The following is a 14,089-nucleotide window of genomic DNA, read 5'->3' as shown; positions in this document are numbered from 1 at the left end:
GTTATACCCGAGCAGCGGTGACGGCTGCCGAACCCCAAGTGGTTCTCCAGCGACGCTTGACGCCATACAGGCCGAACCAGGCCAGTACACCGAGGCTGGCGAACAACCACAGCGCCAGTTGATAGCTGCCGGTGCTTTGCTTGATCGCGCCCATGCCCGCCGCCAGGGCGAAGCCGCCGATGCCGCCGGCCATGCCGATCAGCCCGGTCATCACGCCGATTTCGCGACGGAAGCGTTGTGGCACCAGTTGGAACACCGCGCCGTTGCCCGCACCCAAGCCGAGCATGGTGCAAACGAACAGGGCCAGGGCCGCATAGGAACTCGGCAGGTTGAAGCCCACCGCGGCGATGCAGACGGCCGCTACGGTGTACATGCCGAGCAAAGTGCGGATGCCGCCAAAACGGTCCGCCAGGGCGCCGCCCAAGGGGCGCATCAGACTGCCACCGAAGACGCAGGCAGCGGTGTAGTAGCCGGCGGTGACGGGGCTCAGGCCATATTGGTCGTTGAAGTAGCCGGGCAGGGCGCTGGCCAGGCCGATGAAGCCGCCGAAGGTCACGCTGTAGAAGAACATGAACCACCAGCTGTCGCGGTCGCCCAGGGCCTTGAGGTAGTCGGCCATGGATTTGGCTTTTGGTCGCTCAGGGGCGTTCTTGGCCAGCCAGGCGAAGAGAACCAGCGTCAGCACCAGCGGGATCAGCGCGAAGCCGAACACGTTGGTCCAGCCGAAGGCCACGGCCATGACCGGTGCGATCAACGCGGCGAGCACGGTGCCCGAGTTACCAGCCCCGGCGATGCCCATGGCCTTGCCCTGGTGTTGCGGCGGATACCACTGGGAGGCCAGGGGCAGGGCGACGGCGAACGAAGCGCCGGCCACACCGAGGAACAGGCCCAGCAGCAGGGCTTGTTCGTAGCTGTGGATGCCCAGTTTCCAGGCGCAGAACAGCGCACCGATCACGATCACCTGGCCAACCATGCCGGCGGTCTTGGGTGAAATCCGGTCGGCCAGCAGGCCCATGAACAGGCGCAGCACGGCGCCGGCCAGGATCGGTGTCGCCACCATCAGGCCGCGTTGCTGGGTGGTCAGGTGCAGGTCGGCGGAGATCTGTACCGCCAGTGGCCCGAGCAGGTACCAGACCATGAAACTCAGGTCGAAATAAAGAAAGGCCGCGAACAGTGTCGGGGTGTGGCCGGATTTCCAGAAGCTTGAATTCATCGCGCACCTCAGCTGTAAAAGTCTCGAGAAATGAGTCAGTGCTTAGAGCAGTGCGCCGCCTGTGGTCGCACCACCGGCCCCGAAGGGCCAAAACAAAAAAACGCCGCAACCCGGATCGCCAGAGAGGCAAGGAGGGTGTGCGACGTCTTTGTCGTAGGTGGGGCAACCGCCGTTGGTTACCTGTGGGGTTGCTTAAGCGAGATCTGTGCCAACCTGTGAGGTAAGGGGGGGCCTTCGCGAGCAGGCTCGCTCCCACAGGGATTATGGTTGTTCGCAAATGTCGTGCTCACCCCGCAAACCCTGTGGGAGCGGGCTTGCTCGCGAAGACGGTGGGTCAGTCGATATCAATGTTGGAAGTAAGATCGCTTTCGCGAGCAAGCCCGCTCCCACAGGTGGAGCGCGGTCTCTTGTGGGAGCGAGCCTGCTCGCGATGGGCGCAGGCCAGGCGCTACAAGGCTTTCAGCCGAGCAGCTCATTCATGGCAATGATCTGCTCCGCCACCTGGATCAGTTTCTGCTGGCGGCTCATGGCCTGGCGGCGCATCAGGGTGTAGGCCTGCTCTTCGTTGCATTCCTTCATCTTCATCAGCATGCCCTTGGCCAGTTCGATGCGCTTGCGTTCGGCCAGTTGCTGGTCCCGGGCCAGGAGTTGGGCGCGCAGGGCCTGGTCGCTTTCGAAGCGGGCCATGGCCACGTCGAGGATCGGTTGCAGGCGCGCGGCGTGGATGCCTTCGACGATGTAGGCGCTGACGCCCGACTTGATCGCCTGGCGCATTACATTGGGGTCGTGCTCGTCGGTAAACATGACGATCGGGCGTGGTTGGTCGCGACTGACCAGCACCACTTGCTCCATCACATCGCGTCCGGGTGACTCGGTATCGATCAGGATCACGTCCGGACGCACCGTTTCGACGCGCGCCGGCAGGTCGATGGTCAGGCCGGATTCGTCGATCACTTCGAAGCCGGCTTCGATCAGGGCAGCCTTGAGACGGCCGACTTTTTTCGCGGTGTCGTTGATCAGCAGAATACGCAGCATGGTCGTGGCTCCTGTCAGCGGCTGGCGAGAAGGGGAGCCGCATCGCTCAAGGCGTGCAGTTTGAAGCTGCGGGCGTACCCGGCCGGGTCCGAGCCGTCCCAGGTGGTGCCGTCGATCAGTTGGCTGCTGCGCATGTCCTGGCTCGGGGACGCAATGTCCAGTGCCGCGCAGGCTTCGCGGTACAGCGTGAGTTGCTGGACGTCCCGGGCCACGGCCAGGTAATCCGGGTCTTCGCGCAGCAAGCCCCAGCGACGGAACTGGGTCATGAACCACATGCCGTCGGACAGGTACGGCAGGTTCACCTCGCCGTCGCCATGGAAGCGCATCGCGTGGGGATCCTGCCAGCTGTTGCCCAAGCCGTCGGCATAGATGCCCAGCAGGCGCGGCTCGATGCAGTCCAGCGGGGCGTCGAGGTATTGCGGTGCACTCAACAGTTGCGCGGTGCTGCGACGGTTTTCGCTGCTTTGTTCGATGAAACGGCTGGCTTCGAGAATGGCCATCACCAACGCCCGGGCGGTATTGGGGTATTGCTCGACGAACGCACGGGTGCAGCCCAGGACTTTTTCCGGGTGGTCGGGCCAGATGGTCTGGGTGGTCGCCAGGGTAAAGCCGAGGTTCTGTTTCACCGCGCTGGCGCACCAGGGCTCACCGACGCAAAACCCGTCGATGCGCCCGGCTTGCAGGTGCGCGATCATTTGCGGCGGCGGTACCACCACGCTGTCGACATCCGACAAGGGGTGGATGCCCTGGGCGGCGAGCCAGTAATAGAGCCACATGGCGTGGGTGCCAGTGGGGAAGGTCTGGGCGAAGGTCAGTTTCGGGCGAGTTTGGTGCACGTGCCGTTCCAGTGCTTCAGGACTGGTCACGCCTTGGGCCTGCAAGCCATGGGACAGGTTGATGCTCTGGCCGTTCTGGTTCAGCCCCATCAGCACCGCCATGTCGGTCGGCGCGACCCCGCCAATGCCCAGGTGCACCGCATAGACCAGGCCATACAGGCTGTGGGCGGCGTCGATTTCACCGCTGACCAGCTTGTCCCGCAGGTTGGCCCAGGAGGCCTGGCGCTTGAGATTCAGGGTCAAGCCGTAGGGTTGGGCGAAGCCCTGGGTGGCGGCCACCACCACCGGGGCACAGTCGCTCAAGGCCATGAAGCCGAGGTTGACCGCGCTCTTTTCCGGGGCATCGCTGCCGTTGACCCAGGCCAGGGGGTTGGCTGGAACTTCATTCATCGTGCATCACCTTCCACTTAATCAGTCTGGCACTCATTTGGCCTTTGGCACCGGCGCCGATGAGCAGTAATGGTGCAAGGCATATGCCAGCCGAGCCCTCATCACCTTCCCATCAAGATTCCAGGCGTCGTGTCTTTCATCCTGTCGGTCCTTCCAACGCCACGTAGCAAAGGAGACGGCATGCAGGACACATCCATTCTCGCCACGGCATTGCCTGATCTGGGCGAACGCGTGCTGCACCTGCGCGTGGCCCGGGCCCCGGTTCAACTGAGCGCCGGGAGGTTGGGCCGCAGCCACTGCCTGCCCGTCGGTTGGGAGGGTTTGGTGGTGCAGAGCGATTCGCTGCGCTTCTGTGGCGGTGAGTTGCATGTCACGCCGGTTTGCGAAGCGACGCTGGTCAAGCTGCAGGCGTTCCTGGACATGAGCGATGCCCTGGTGGATGCCGGGCAACGGCTGCACGCGGAGCCATGGGCCCTGTTGCCGGTGGCGGGGGAAACCGTCCGCTCGCCGCAACGGCTCGAACGCTGGTACATCGGCCAAGCGATGAGCGGCACGCCGGCCTATCACGCGGTCGCCCACCTGCTGCGTCATCACGAGAGCTACGGGCTCGTGCGTTTCCTTCTGGAGCAAGGCACCCACAGCGAAAAACTGAACACGCTGGCGCAACGCTACGGCGTATCGGTTTCGCATTTTCGCAGGCTCTGTCGCCAAGCCCTGGGCTCTGCCGCCAAACCGGCCTTGCGTGGCTGGCGCACGGCCCAGGCGCTGTTGAACATGAGTCTTCAGGACGGCTCGTTGACCGATGTCGCGCTGGAGTTCGGCTTTGCTTCGTCGTCACATTTTTCCAAGGAGATCCGCGAACTGGTGGGCTTCGCACCCAGCAGCCTGGCGGATATCACCTACCTTCCAGGCAAGTGAGTCGATGAGCCGCCAAGCGTTATCCCCATCCCTTTTATTCGTCTGCCTTAGCGCTGTGATGCTGCTCGCATCCGGTGCCGCAAGGGCCGATGTCTATACCTTCGAGGCTCGCGAACAGAGCGCGCGGACCTTTTTCAGCGAGCTGTCCGGGTCATTGGGCAAGCCGGTGATCGTCAGCAAGGCCGCGGCGGCCAAGCGCATTGGCGGGACATTCGACCTGCGCACGCCGCAACGGACATTCGAGCGAGTCAGCGCACAGATGGGGTTGATCTGGTACAGCGATGGCCAGGCGATCTACCTGTATGACGCCTCGGAAATCAAGAGCGCGATGATGTCGCTCCAAACCCTCACCGTCGCCAAGCTCCAGGCGTTCCTCGGCCGTTCAGGCTTGCACGATGCGCGTTATCCGCTGCGTCACGACGGACTGCGGACGTTCCATGTGTCGGGCCCGCCGATGTATGTCGACCTGGTGGTGCAAGCGGCCGGGCTGATGGACAACCAGCGTTCGGAGCTGTTGCTGGGCAAGCAGCAGATTGGCGTCATCCATGTGCGCAACACCTTCGTCAGCGACCGAAAATACGAGCTACGCGATGACAAGGTGACCATTCCCGGGCTGGCCACCGTGATCGAGGACCTGTTGCGCGGCGAGAAGCGGCAGGTTGAATCGTCGGTGGCCCAATCCTCCACCCAGCGGCCGCAGGGCTCGATGCCGGTGTTTCCCCTCGAAGGCCTGGCGAACACCTCTTCGGACCAGGACCCGACGGCACCGCGAATCATTGCGCGCGAGGTGGCCGCCGGCAACATTCGTGTGGTCGCTTACCCGGACACCAACAGCCTGTTGGTCAAGGGGCTGCCCGAGCAGGTGCGCTTTATCGAGAACCTGGTCAATGCCCTGGACACGCCGAAACGCCATGTCGAGCTGTCGCTGTGGATCATCGATCTGCACAAGGACGAACTCAATCAGTTGGGTATCAACTGGCAAGGCGCGGTGAAGTCAGGCGGGCAATTTAGCGCCTCGCTCAACGCCGGTTCGGCCACCACCCTCGACGGCGCCTCGTTCGTGACCCAGGTCATGGCGCTGGAGCGCACCCAGCGGGCGAACGTGGTCTCGCGACCGGTGATCCTGACACAGGAAAACGTGCCGGCGATCTTCGACAACAACCGTACCTTCTACGCCCCGCTGGTGGGGGAGCGCAGCGTCGATCTGCAGCACATCACTTACGGCACGCTGGTGAATGTGCTGCCACGTTTCGCCCAGGCCGACGAGATCGAGATGTCGCTCAATATCGAGGACGGCAATGAAGTCGAGAATCCCGGCCGGGGTGAGCAGCAGAGTGCCTTGCCGACGGTCGGGCGTACGCGCATCAGTACCGTGGCACGTGTGCCCCAGGGCAAGAGCCTGCTGGTGGGCGGCTTCACTCGCGATGACCATGGCGAGCAGGTCGGACGCGTGCCGGTGCTGGGGTCGATCCCGTGGATCGGCCGCTTGTTCAGCTATCGCCAGGGCCGCTCGGCCAACACGGTGCGGGTGTTTTTGATTCAGCCCAAGGAGATTCGCGACGCTCTTGAACCCGTGGAACTGGGCATGCCGTTGCTGACCCCCGAGCAACATGAGCGCGTGCGTCGAATGTACTTCCGGATGTCCGAGCCATGATCCTGCCCCCGGTTTCCATGGGCGGCCGGGCTGCCCAGGCTCGATTGAACGCCGAGAAGGCCGCCGAACATCCACAACCACAAGTCGACGCCGAGGCGACGCTGGACGACAGCGCAACGGCGGCCGTGGCCCAGCGCATCGTGCAGATCAGCGACGAGCTGTCGGCGGCGCTGACGCAGTTCCGTGGCCGGCGTTTGTTCGAACTCAAGTCCGAGACCCTGACCGACACCTTCGAACGCGTGCTCGAGGACGACACCGTGCCCAAGGCCCGGCAGGTGCTGAGCCTGGCGCGGCTGGCGGACAAACCCGTGGCTTGGTTGCTGCAAATGGCGCGCAGCCTGTTCCCCGATGACAGCGACCTGGCGCTGGTGTTGCGGGCGTTGTTACGCCGCCGCAACCTGGAAACCCGCACCCGCCAGCGCCTCGAAACCCTCTTGCAGACGGTGGTCGCCCAAGGCTCGCCCAAGCGCCTGAACGCGGGGATCAACGCCGCGCTCAAGGCCAGGATGTTCGGCAAGAGCATGGTCGTCAGGGCCGGCCTGCTACGCGAGACCTATCGGGATTTCCTCGAGTCCGACGAAGGCCCGCTCGGCTGCTATCAGGACTGGATCGCCCTGTATGGCCCGGCACAGCGCATGAATGTGCTGGCCTTCATCGAAGCCGGGCTGCTCACCGACATCAGCGCCCAGGACCCGAGTTGCTCGCGCATCGAGTTTGGCCAGTTGCTGACCCGGGTGACCGACCTCAAGCGCTTGCGTTCGGCCGATGGGCTGTTCATCGGCGCCGTGCTTGGCGATGCGCTCGTCTGTCGGCACAACCCCCAGGAAGCCGACTGGCTGGTGTTCCTGCTCGGCGTGTTGACCTACCCCGATGACCTCGACCAGCTGTTGCTCGGTGTGTTGGGCGAGCAGGTGTTGCTCAGTGCCCATCGCGAACGTTCGACGCTGCTGCAAATCCTGCGGCGGCTCAGCCTGCAACTGCCGCCGCCGCTGTTTGCCGATGAAGAGGCGCCGCAACGCCTGGCGATCCAGTTCACCCGCCTGGCCGACGTCGCCTATGCCCACGAATGCATCGAACAGCGCCAGTCCGGTGGCCAGCCATGATCGTGTCGCGGAGCCAGGCCTAATGTTCAATGTGTTCCTGCGAAGTGTCGGCGCTCGTCCGGAGCTGCTGATCCTCACCTTGATGGTGATGATCATCGCCATGCTGATCATCCCCCTGCCGACGGTGCTGGTGGATTTTCTCATCGGCCTGAACATCGTCATTTCGCTGTTGGTGTTCATGGGCTCGTTCTACATCGAACGCATCCTCAGCTATTCGACGTTCCCGGCGCTGCTGCTGTTGACGACCCTGTTCCGCCTGGCGCTGTCGATCAGCACCAGCCGGCTGATTCTCAGCCAGGCCGATGCCGGCGAGATCATCGCGTCGTTCGGCGACTTCGTGATCGGCGAAAGCCTGGTGGTGGGTTTCGTGATTTTCTCCATCGTCACCATTGTCCAGTTCATCGTGATCACCAAAGGCTCGGAACGGGTCGCCGAAGTGGCGGCGCGCTTTTCCCTGGACGGCATGCCCGGCAAGCAGATGAGCATCGACGGCGACCTCAAGGCCGGCGCCATCGACGCGGCCCAGGCCCGGGAAAAACGCAGCGTGCTGGAGCGCGAAAGCCAGCTGTACGGTTCGTTCGACGGGGCGATGAAATTCATCAAGGGCGATGCCATCGCCGGCATCATCATTATCTTCGTCAACTTCATCGGCGGCATGGCCATCGGCATGGGGCAATTGGGCATGGACATGTCCACGGCCTTGTCCACCTACACGCTGTTGACCATCGGCGATGGCCTGGTCGCGCAGATCCCCGCGCTGCTGATCGCCATCGGCGCGGGCTTCATCGTCACCCGCGTCAACGGCGATGACAGCAACCTGGGGCGCAACATGCTTGCCCAGATGCTCGGCAACCCGTTCGTCCTGGGCGTCACCGCGTTGCTGGCGATAGGCGTGGGCCTGTTGCCCGGTTTTCCATTGCTGACGTTTCTCTCCATTGCCAGTGTGCTGGGGTTGGTGGTGTTTGTGCGCCATCGCCGCGCCTCGCGCCAGGCCGGCCCGGGCGAAAGCCGCAGCGAACCTGCCGAGCCGGGCGCGGCGCAGGGTGAGTCGGGATTGCTCGATGACGTCGACAACGTTGCCACTGAAACCATCGCCCTGATGCTGCTGGTACCCCCAGCGCGCCTGCAAGCGTTGGAGAAGGAGCGTTGGGCGGCGCGCTTTCGCAGCCAGTTCTTCGTCGACTACGGGCTGCGCATTCCCGAGCCGCGGTTACGGGCCAGCGAGGCGCTGCCGGTCCATCAAGTGGCGGTGCTGATCAATGAAGTGCGCGCCGAGCAGTTCGATATTCACTTCGATCACTGGCGCCTGCTGGATTATTCACCGGAGCTGGAGCCGTTGGGTTTTGCCCTGGTGCGCGGTAACGACAGCAATCGCCTCGGTGGCGTCTGGGTCATCGCCGCTGACCGCGAGCGGGTGCAGCAGTTGGGCTATCACCTGCGGCCTGCCGACGAAGAATGTTATCGCTGCCTGGTCACGTTGCTGGCGCGCAACATCCAGGAGTTTTTCGGCGTGCAGGAAACCAAGCAGTTGCTCGATGAAATGGAAGCGCGCTACCCCGACCTGCTCAAGGAAGTCTATCGCCACGTCACGGTGCAGAAGATCGCCGAAGTGCTGCAACGCTTGATCGGCGAGCGCATCTCCGTGCGCAACATGAAGCTGATCCTCGAAACCCTCGCCCATTGGGCCTCCCGGGAAAAGGATGTGCTAGCGCTGGTCGAGCATGTGCGCGGCGCCATGGCCCGCTACATCAGCAACAAGTTTGCCCAGGGCAACGACCTGCGCGTGCTGCTGTTGTCGGCGGAGTTCGAAGACGTGGTGCGCCGGGGCATCCGGCAAACCTCGGGCGGCAGTTTCCTCAACCTGGAACCGGCCGAATCGGAAGAACTGATGGACCGCCTCAGTGTCGGCCTGGACAGCGTGCACATCGCCCACAAGGACATGGTGCTGCTGTGTTCGGTCGATGTGCGGCGCTACATCAAGAAACTGGTCGAGGGCCGTTTCCGGGAGCTGGACGTGATGTCGTTCGGCGAAGTCTCCGAGACGGTCTCGGTCAATGTCATCAAGACGCTTTAAGGAAATTCTGCAAATGTTACCGATGGATATCGCCGACCTGTTACGCGAAGCGCTACGACACAGCGGCTGCGTGGACAGCCAGATTGGGCATTTCGACAGCCACAGCACGATAGAAATGCAGATGAAAAACCTGCCGGACATCAGTGTGGCTGAGGTGGAAGGTGATGTGTGGGTCTGGGCGGCGGTCGCCGAAGCGACGCCCCAGTCAATGAATCATTGTGCTTTTGACCTGATGCAGTTCCTGCTCGAAGGCAACCCGTTTTCCCGTACCGGGCAATTGCACTTGTGCGAGGTCGAGGGGCGGCTGGAGTTGCGTTTTATGGCCAGTGCCTATGCCTTGAACGCTGCCGAGCACTTGGCCCAAGCGCTGGATTCCTTCGTGCAGGCCATTGAAACGCTGCTGGACATCCTGCGTCGATGAACCTGCGCCTGGAACGGCTCGCGGCCCATCCCTTGCGTTTGAGCGGTCCATTGATCGAGGCGGCGCTGCGGGAGGTGGTGGTCGGCGAAATCTGTGAAGTGCGCCGGCATTGGCGCGCGCCCGAGGTTGCCGCTCGGGCGCAGGTCATCGGCTTCAAGCCTGGCGCGGTGCTGCTCAGTTTGCTGGGCGAGGCGAAAGGCTTGTCCCGGGAGTCGATGATCGTGCCCACCGGCGCGACTCTGCAACTGACTTGCAGTGATGCCTTGCTCGGCAGTGTGGTCGATCCCCAGGGCGTGATCGTCGAGCGCCTGGCGCCGTCGACAGCGGTGGTCCAGCGCGACTGTGCGGTGGATGCCGACCCGCCGTCGTACCAGCAGCGGCGGCCGGTGGTGGAGCCGTTGCGCACCGGCATTCGTGTCATCGACGGTTTACTGACCTGCGGTGTCGGCCAGCGCATCGGCATTTTTGCCGCCGCCGGCTCCGGTAAAACCACCTTGATCAACATGCTGATCGAACACACGGACGCGGAGGTTTTTGTCATTGGCCTGATTGGCGAACGCGGGCGTGAAGTGACTGAATTCATCGAGCATCTGCGCCAGTCGCCCAAGCATTCCCGTTGCGTGGTGGTGTACGCCACGTCGGATTTTTCCTCGGTGGATCGCTGCAACTCGGCGCTGCAGGCCACCACCATCGCCGAGTACTTTCGCGACCAGGGCCGGCGCGTGGTGTTGTTGCTGGACTCGTTGACGCGCTACGCCCGCGCTCGCCGCGACTTGGCCTTGGCGGCCGGTGAAGCACCGGCGCGGCGGGGTTATCCGGCCTCGGTGTTCGATGCCTTGCCGCGTTTGCTCGAACGTCCGGGCGTGACCGCGTCGGGCAGCATCACTGCCTGGTACACGGTGCTGCTGGAAAGTGACGACGAGCCGGACCCGATTGCCGAGGAGATTCGCTCCATCCTCGATGGCCACATCTACCTCAGCCGGGCCTTGGCCGCCAAGGGGCACTACCCGGCCATCGATGTCTTGCGCAGCGTCAGCCGGGTGGCGACGCAAGTCACCTCGCCAGAGGTTCGGCAACTGGCGGCCGCGACCCGGGACACCCTGGCGCGGATTGAGCAACTTCAGGTGTTTCTCGACATGGGCGAATACAGCCCAGGCGTGGACGCGGCCAATGACCACGCGCTGCAACGTCGCGAAGCCCTCGGCCAATGGTTGCGCCAGTCGACGGAGCAACGTAGCGAACCGGATGAAACCCTGCGGAGCCTGCATGAAATCATTGCTTGATCGACGACGCCTGCTGGCCTTCAGTCAGTTCCGTCGGCAACGCGGCGAACAGGCGGTGTTGCGTGTCCAGCGGCAATTGCAGCCATTGTTGCAGGAGCAGTCCGGCTTCGAGGAACAAGAGGCGGCGCTGCAACGGTTGTTGATCAGTCATCGGGCGAATGACTGCGTGATGGATCACGGCCAGTTGTTGGCGCTGTTGCGAACCCAGGCGGTCATTCGTCGGCGCATCGATCTGTTGCGTGTCGAGCGTGACCGCGTGGACCAGCAATGTCGGCAGGTCGAGCAGCAATTGCAGGTGCAGCGCGAGCAATTGCGTGGGCTGCAACGTAAACACGACACGTATGAGCGCTCCGTCCAGCAACTGTTGCGTGTGCAGCGGTTAGAGGCGGTGCGCCGGGAAGAGCGGGAGCTGGAAGAGATGATTGGGGTACGACGATGAATCAGGTTCTTGCAGTTCCCACCCGACCGGTCCAGGCACTGGAGCCCGTCGACGAAGGTTCGTTGGATCAATGGCTGGACCCACTTGTCCCAGTGCAAGAGGATGAGTTGCCGCAAGGCGTATTGGACCTGATGGCGTCGCTGATCCTGCCGCCTCAGCGACCCATGATCGAAGCCGCCCGGGCGCTGGCCCGGCAGGCACTGAGTGTCGGTCAGCAAGTGCTGGCGGTGGGGGGCGATGAGGCACGGTCGGTTGTCCAGGATACGCTGGCGGTCGAGCCCGATGGAAAACCCTTGATCGCCCGTGAAACCGTGGCTTATCCACCGCTTCACCCGCAGCTCGGAAAATTGGCGCAACACCCATTGCCGCAACGCCTGCAGCCTTTGGCGTCTGCCGTCGACAAGGCCACGACGCCAGTGCCGATCGCGCCGTCAACGGTCGAACCTCTCACTGCGCCTCGTGCCCGCCCGGCATCCCGTCTCGATGAACAGCAGTCGCCTCACATTCCGCAGGGCTTCCAAGACGTGCGCCCAACGCCAGCCGTTGCGCTTGCGGCCATCCCTTCACCGGTGCTCCCGCCCGCGCCGCCGATGCTTGAGGTCATGGTCGAGGCGCTGCCGGACACGAACCGGGGGCTGCTGCAAGTACCGTTCAACAAAGGGGCGGCCAATGGGCAGGTAACGATTACTCGGCTGCCTGATGAGCCCGCTCGGAACTTCACGCTCAACCCCAGCAACGCCCAAGTATTGGAGCAACTCAAGGCGCCTTTCGAGCTGGCTCGTGAGCCGGCCTGGCGGTTGGCCGACAGTGGCGACGAGCAGCCGCGCCAGGGTTCGCAGCAAACGCCGGACGAAGACCCGGACGAACAGGCTGAGCGTCCGGTATGAGCGCCTTGCAGCTACGACGGATCGAGCCATTGGCGCACGCCCAGGCGCAGGCGATTCAACGCTGGCGGCGCGCCGGTCATGAGGCGGGTTTGGGCCAGGTGCCAGGGGAGTGCAGTTATTTGCGTTTTTGCGCCCAGGTCGACGGCGGCGACTGGCAAGGGCTGATCGCGGCCCATGATTGGTTGAATCGAGCGCTGCCATCGTTGCAGTCGTTGCTGAAAGTGGAAACACCGTTGATGAACATCCTCGAATTGTTTCGCGCAGTGCCGCGTCCTTTGTCGCTGGAAATAGACGAGCTTCAATACCAGGCGCTGGGCGACATCACGTGCGTCGCCCCGGGGCGATTGCCCATCCGCGAGCTGCCCTGGCTCGAAACCCCTCGGGGGCGCGTGTGGTTCCTGCAACTGGCGCCGATACCCGCTGCCAGCGAGCGCGTGGGCGTCGGCGCATGGCTGGACGCATTGCCGTTGCGCCTGGAGCTGATCCTCGGTGTCACTCACCTGAGACTTCCCAACGACAGGCGCCTGGGTGAGGGCGATGTCCTGCGCATCGTCCAGCGCACTCAGCGGTGCTGTCTGGCCGACCATTACCTTGGCAATTTCACCTTTACCCAAGAGGGCTTAGCGATGCAATCGACCGTGACCGATGCCAACCCGGATAACCCGCCAGACGCCGACGCGGCCATCGACCTGGGCGCGCTGCCGGTGCGCCTGGAATTCCTGCTCGCCAGCCATCAAACCGACCTGGCAACGCTGTCGCGCATCATCGACGGACAACTGATCCCGTTGGCCGAGGACGCGGCGCGGCATATAGAGGTGCGCGCCAACGGCAAGCCGGTGGCCCGGGGGGAACTGGTGCAGTTGGACGGCCAGTTGGGTGTCGAATTGCTCAAGGTCTATCGGACCAGTGTCGATGAATGACGTTTCGCTGATCGCGCTACTGGCGTTCGCTTCGCTGCTGCCCTTCCTGGTGGCGGCGGGCACCTGCTACCTCAAGTTCTCCATCGTTTTTGTCATCGTGCGTAACGCGTTGGGCCTGCAGCAGGTGCCGTCGAACATGGCACTGAATGCGATTGCCCTGATGCTGGCGATTTTTGTCATGACGCCGGTCATGAAGCAGGGCCATGACTACTACAAGACCGAGGCGGTGACCTTTACCGACATCGCGTCGGTGGTGGACTTTGCCGAGAACGGCCTGGGCAGCTACAAGGATTACCTGCGCAAGTACACCGACCCGGAGCTGGCGCAGTTTTTCGAGCGGGCCCAGGCAATCCAGGATGAAGTCGACGCGGGCCTGCCTGCCGATGAAGAGGTTGAGCCCTCGCTGTTTTCGCTGCTGCCGGCCTATGCGCTGAGTGAAATCAAAAGCGCCTTCAAGATCGGTTTCTACCTGTACCTGCCCTTCGTGATCGTCGACCTGGTGATCTCCAGCATCCTGCTGGCGCTGGGCATGATGATGATGAGCCCGGTGATCATTTCCGTGCCGATCAAACTGGTGTTGTTTGTTGCACTGGACGGCTGGGCGCTGCTGTCGACCGGGCTGGTCAAGCAATACCTGACCTTGCTGGCCTAGGTGCATCGATGAACGATCTGGTCTATGCCGGCAACAAAACCCTGTACCTGATCCTGCTGATGGTGGCCTGGCCAATCATCGTCGCCACGGTGGTCGGCCTGGTGGTCGGGTTGATCCAGACCGTGACCCAGTTGCAGGAACAGACGCTGCCGTTCGGCTTCAAGCTGTTGGCGGTGGCGGCGTGCCTGTTCCTGCTTTCGGGCTGGTACGGCGAAACCTTGCTGGATTTCAGTCGTGAAGTCATTCGCCTGGCGTTGAGCTAGC

14 protein-coding genes are annotated in these 14,089 nt (G+C 63.2%); 11 read left to right on the top strand and 3 right to left on the bottom strand.

What is annotated here, in order from left to right:
- Position 1: 1 nt before the first annotated feature.
- The 3 genes from M1D99_RS20885 to M1D99_RS20875 form a co-directional block, all read right to left on the bottom strand.
- A complete protein-coding gene (locus M1D99_RS20885) occupies positions 2-1,213 on the bottom strand; it encodes a nitrate/nitrite transporter (RefSeq protein ID WP_053120618.1) in 1,212 nt (403 codons plus the stop codon).
- 459 nt (positions 1,214-1,672) lie between these two features.
- Positions 1,673-2,248 carry an ANTAR domain-containing response regulator gene (locus M1D99_RS20880; RefSeq protein ID WP_003199539.1) on the bottom strand — a complete coding sequence of 192 codons (576 nt, stop codon included), beginning with the start codon at positions 2,246-2,248 and terminating at the stop codon, positions 1,673-1,675.
- Between the two features lie 14 nt (positions 2,249-2,262).
- The gene (locus M1D99_RS20875) at positions 2,263-3,474 is read right to left on the bottom strand and encodes a CmpA/NrtA family ABC transporter substrate-binding protein (protein ID WP_434571470.1); all 1,212 of its coding nucleotides are present in this window, start codon (positions 3,472-3,474) and stop codon (positions 2,263-2,265) included.
- 180 nt (positions 3,475-3,654) lie between these two features.
- Here M1D99_RS20875 and M1D99_RS20870 point away from each other — a divergent pair, with 180 nt between their 5' ends.
- Genes M1D99_RS20870 through M1D99_RS20820 form a run of 11 tightly spaced genes read left to right on the top strand, consistent with a single transcriptional unit; the run spans position 3,655 to position 14,088 of the window.
- A complete protein-coding gene (locus M1D99_RS20870) occupies positions 3,655-4,392 on the top strand; it encodes a helix-turn-helix domain-containing protein (protein ID WP_434571468.1) in 738 nt (245 codons plus the stop codon).
- Between the two features lie 58 nt (positions 4,393-4,450).
- Positions 4,451-6,046: a type III secretion system outer membrane ring subunit SctC gene (gene sctC, locus M1D99_RS20865; RefSeq protein WP_458130720.1), complete on the top strand. Its 1,596-nt coding sequence runs from the start codon at positions 4,451-4,453 to the stop codon at positions 6,044-6,046.
- Complete coding sequence (gene sctW / locus M1D99_RS20860) at positions 6,043-7,149, top strand: type III secretion system gatekeeper subunit SctW (protein WP_458130719.1); 1,107 nt, start codon at positions 6,043-6,045, stop codon at positions 7,147-7,149. The genes sctC and sctW overlap by 4 nt, the downstream gene beginning before the upstream one ends.
- A 22-nt stretch (positions 7,150-7,171) precedes the next feature.
- Positions 7,172-9,223 (top strand): EscV/YscV/HrcV family type III secretion system export apparatus protein, encoded by a 2,052-nt coding sequence (locus tag M1D99_RS20855; protein ID WP_458130718.1) that lies wholly within the window; start codon positions 7,172-7,174, stop codon positions 9,221-9,223.
- A 13-nt stretch (positions 9,224-9,236) separates the two neighbouring features.
- Positions 9,237-9,644, top strand: coding sequence for an InvB/SpaK family type III secretion system chaperone (locus M1D99_RS20850; RefSeq protein WP_434571460.1), 408 nt, complete (start codon positions 9,237-9,239; stop codon positions 9,642-9,644).
- On the top strand, positions 9,641-10,927 hold the full coding sequence (gene sctN, locus M1D99_RS20845) for a type III secretion system ATPase SctN (protein WP_458130717.1): 1,287 nt from the start codon (positions 9,641-9,643) through the stop codon (positions 10,925-10,927). The genes M1D99_RS20850 and sctN overlap by 4 nt, the downstream gene beginning before the upstream one ends.
- The gene (locus M1D99_RS20840; protein ID WP_434571457.1) at positions 10,911-11,366 is read left to right on the top strand and encodes a type III secretion protein; all 456 of its coding nucleotides are present in this window, start codon (positions 10,911-10,913) and stop codon (positions 11,364-11,366) included. Before sctN ends, M1D99_RS20840 begins: the two co-directional genes overlap by 17 nt.
- A complete protein-coding gene (locus tag M1D99_RS20835) occupies positions 11,363-12,253 on the top strand; it encodes a SpaN/EivJ family type III secretion system needle length determinant (protein ID WP_458130716.1) in 891 nt (296 codons plus the stop codon). The genes M1D99_RS20840 and M1D99_RS20835 overlap by 4 nt, the downstream gene beginning before the upstream one ends.
- Positions 12,250-13,173 (top strand): FliM/FliN family flagellar motor switch protein, encoded by a 924-nt coding sequence (locus M1D99_RS20830; protein WP_434571453.1) that lies wholly within the window; start codon positions 12,250-12,252, stop codon positions 13,171-13,173. Before M1D99_RS20835 ends, M1D99_RS20830 begins: the two co-directional genes overlap by 4 nt.
- Complete coding sequence (locus M1D99_RS20825; RefSeq protein WP_458130715.1) at positions 13,166-13,825, top strand: EscR/YscR/HrcR family type III secretion system export apparatus protein; 660 nt, start codon at positions 13,166-13,168, stop codon at positions 13,823-13,825. Before M1D99_RS20830 ends, M1D99_RS20825 begins: the two co-directional genes overlap by 8 nt.
- An 8-nt stretch (positions 13,826-13,833) precedes the next feature.
- Positions 13,834-14,088 (top strand): EscS/YscS/HrcS family type III secretion system export apparatus protein, encoded by a 255-nt coding sequence (locus M1D99_RS20820; protein ID WP_014337351.1) that lies wholly within the window; start codon positions 13,834-13,836, stop codon positions 14,086-14,088.
- Position 14,089: the final 1 nt, after the last annotated feature.

The organism is Pseudomonas sp. R3-41, assembly GCF_054161485.1.
The sequence above is the reverse complement of the archived record's forward strand: the minus strand, read 5'-3'. Positions and strand labels throughout refer to the sequence as shown.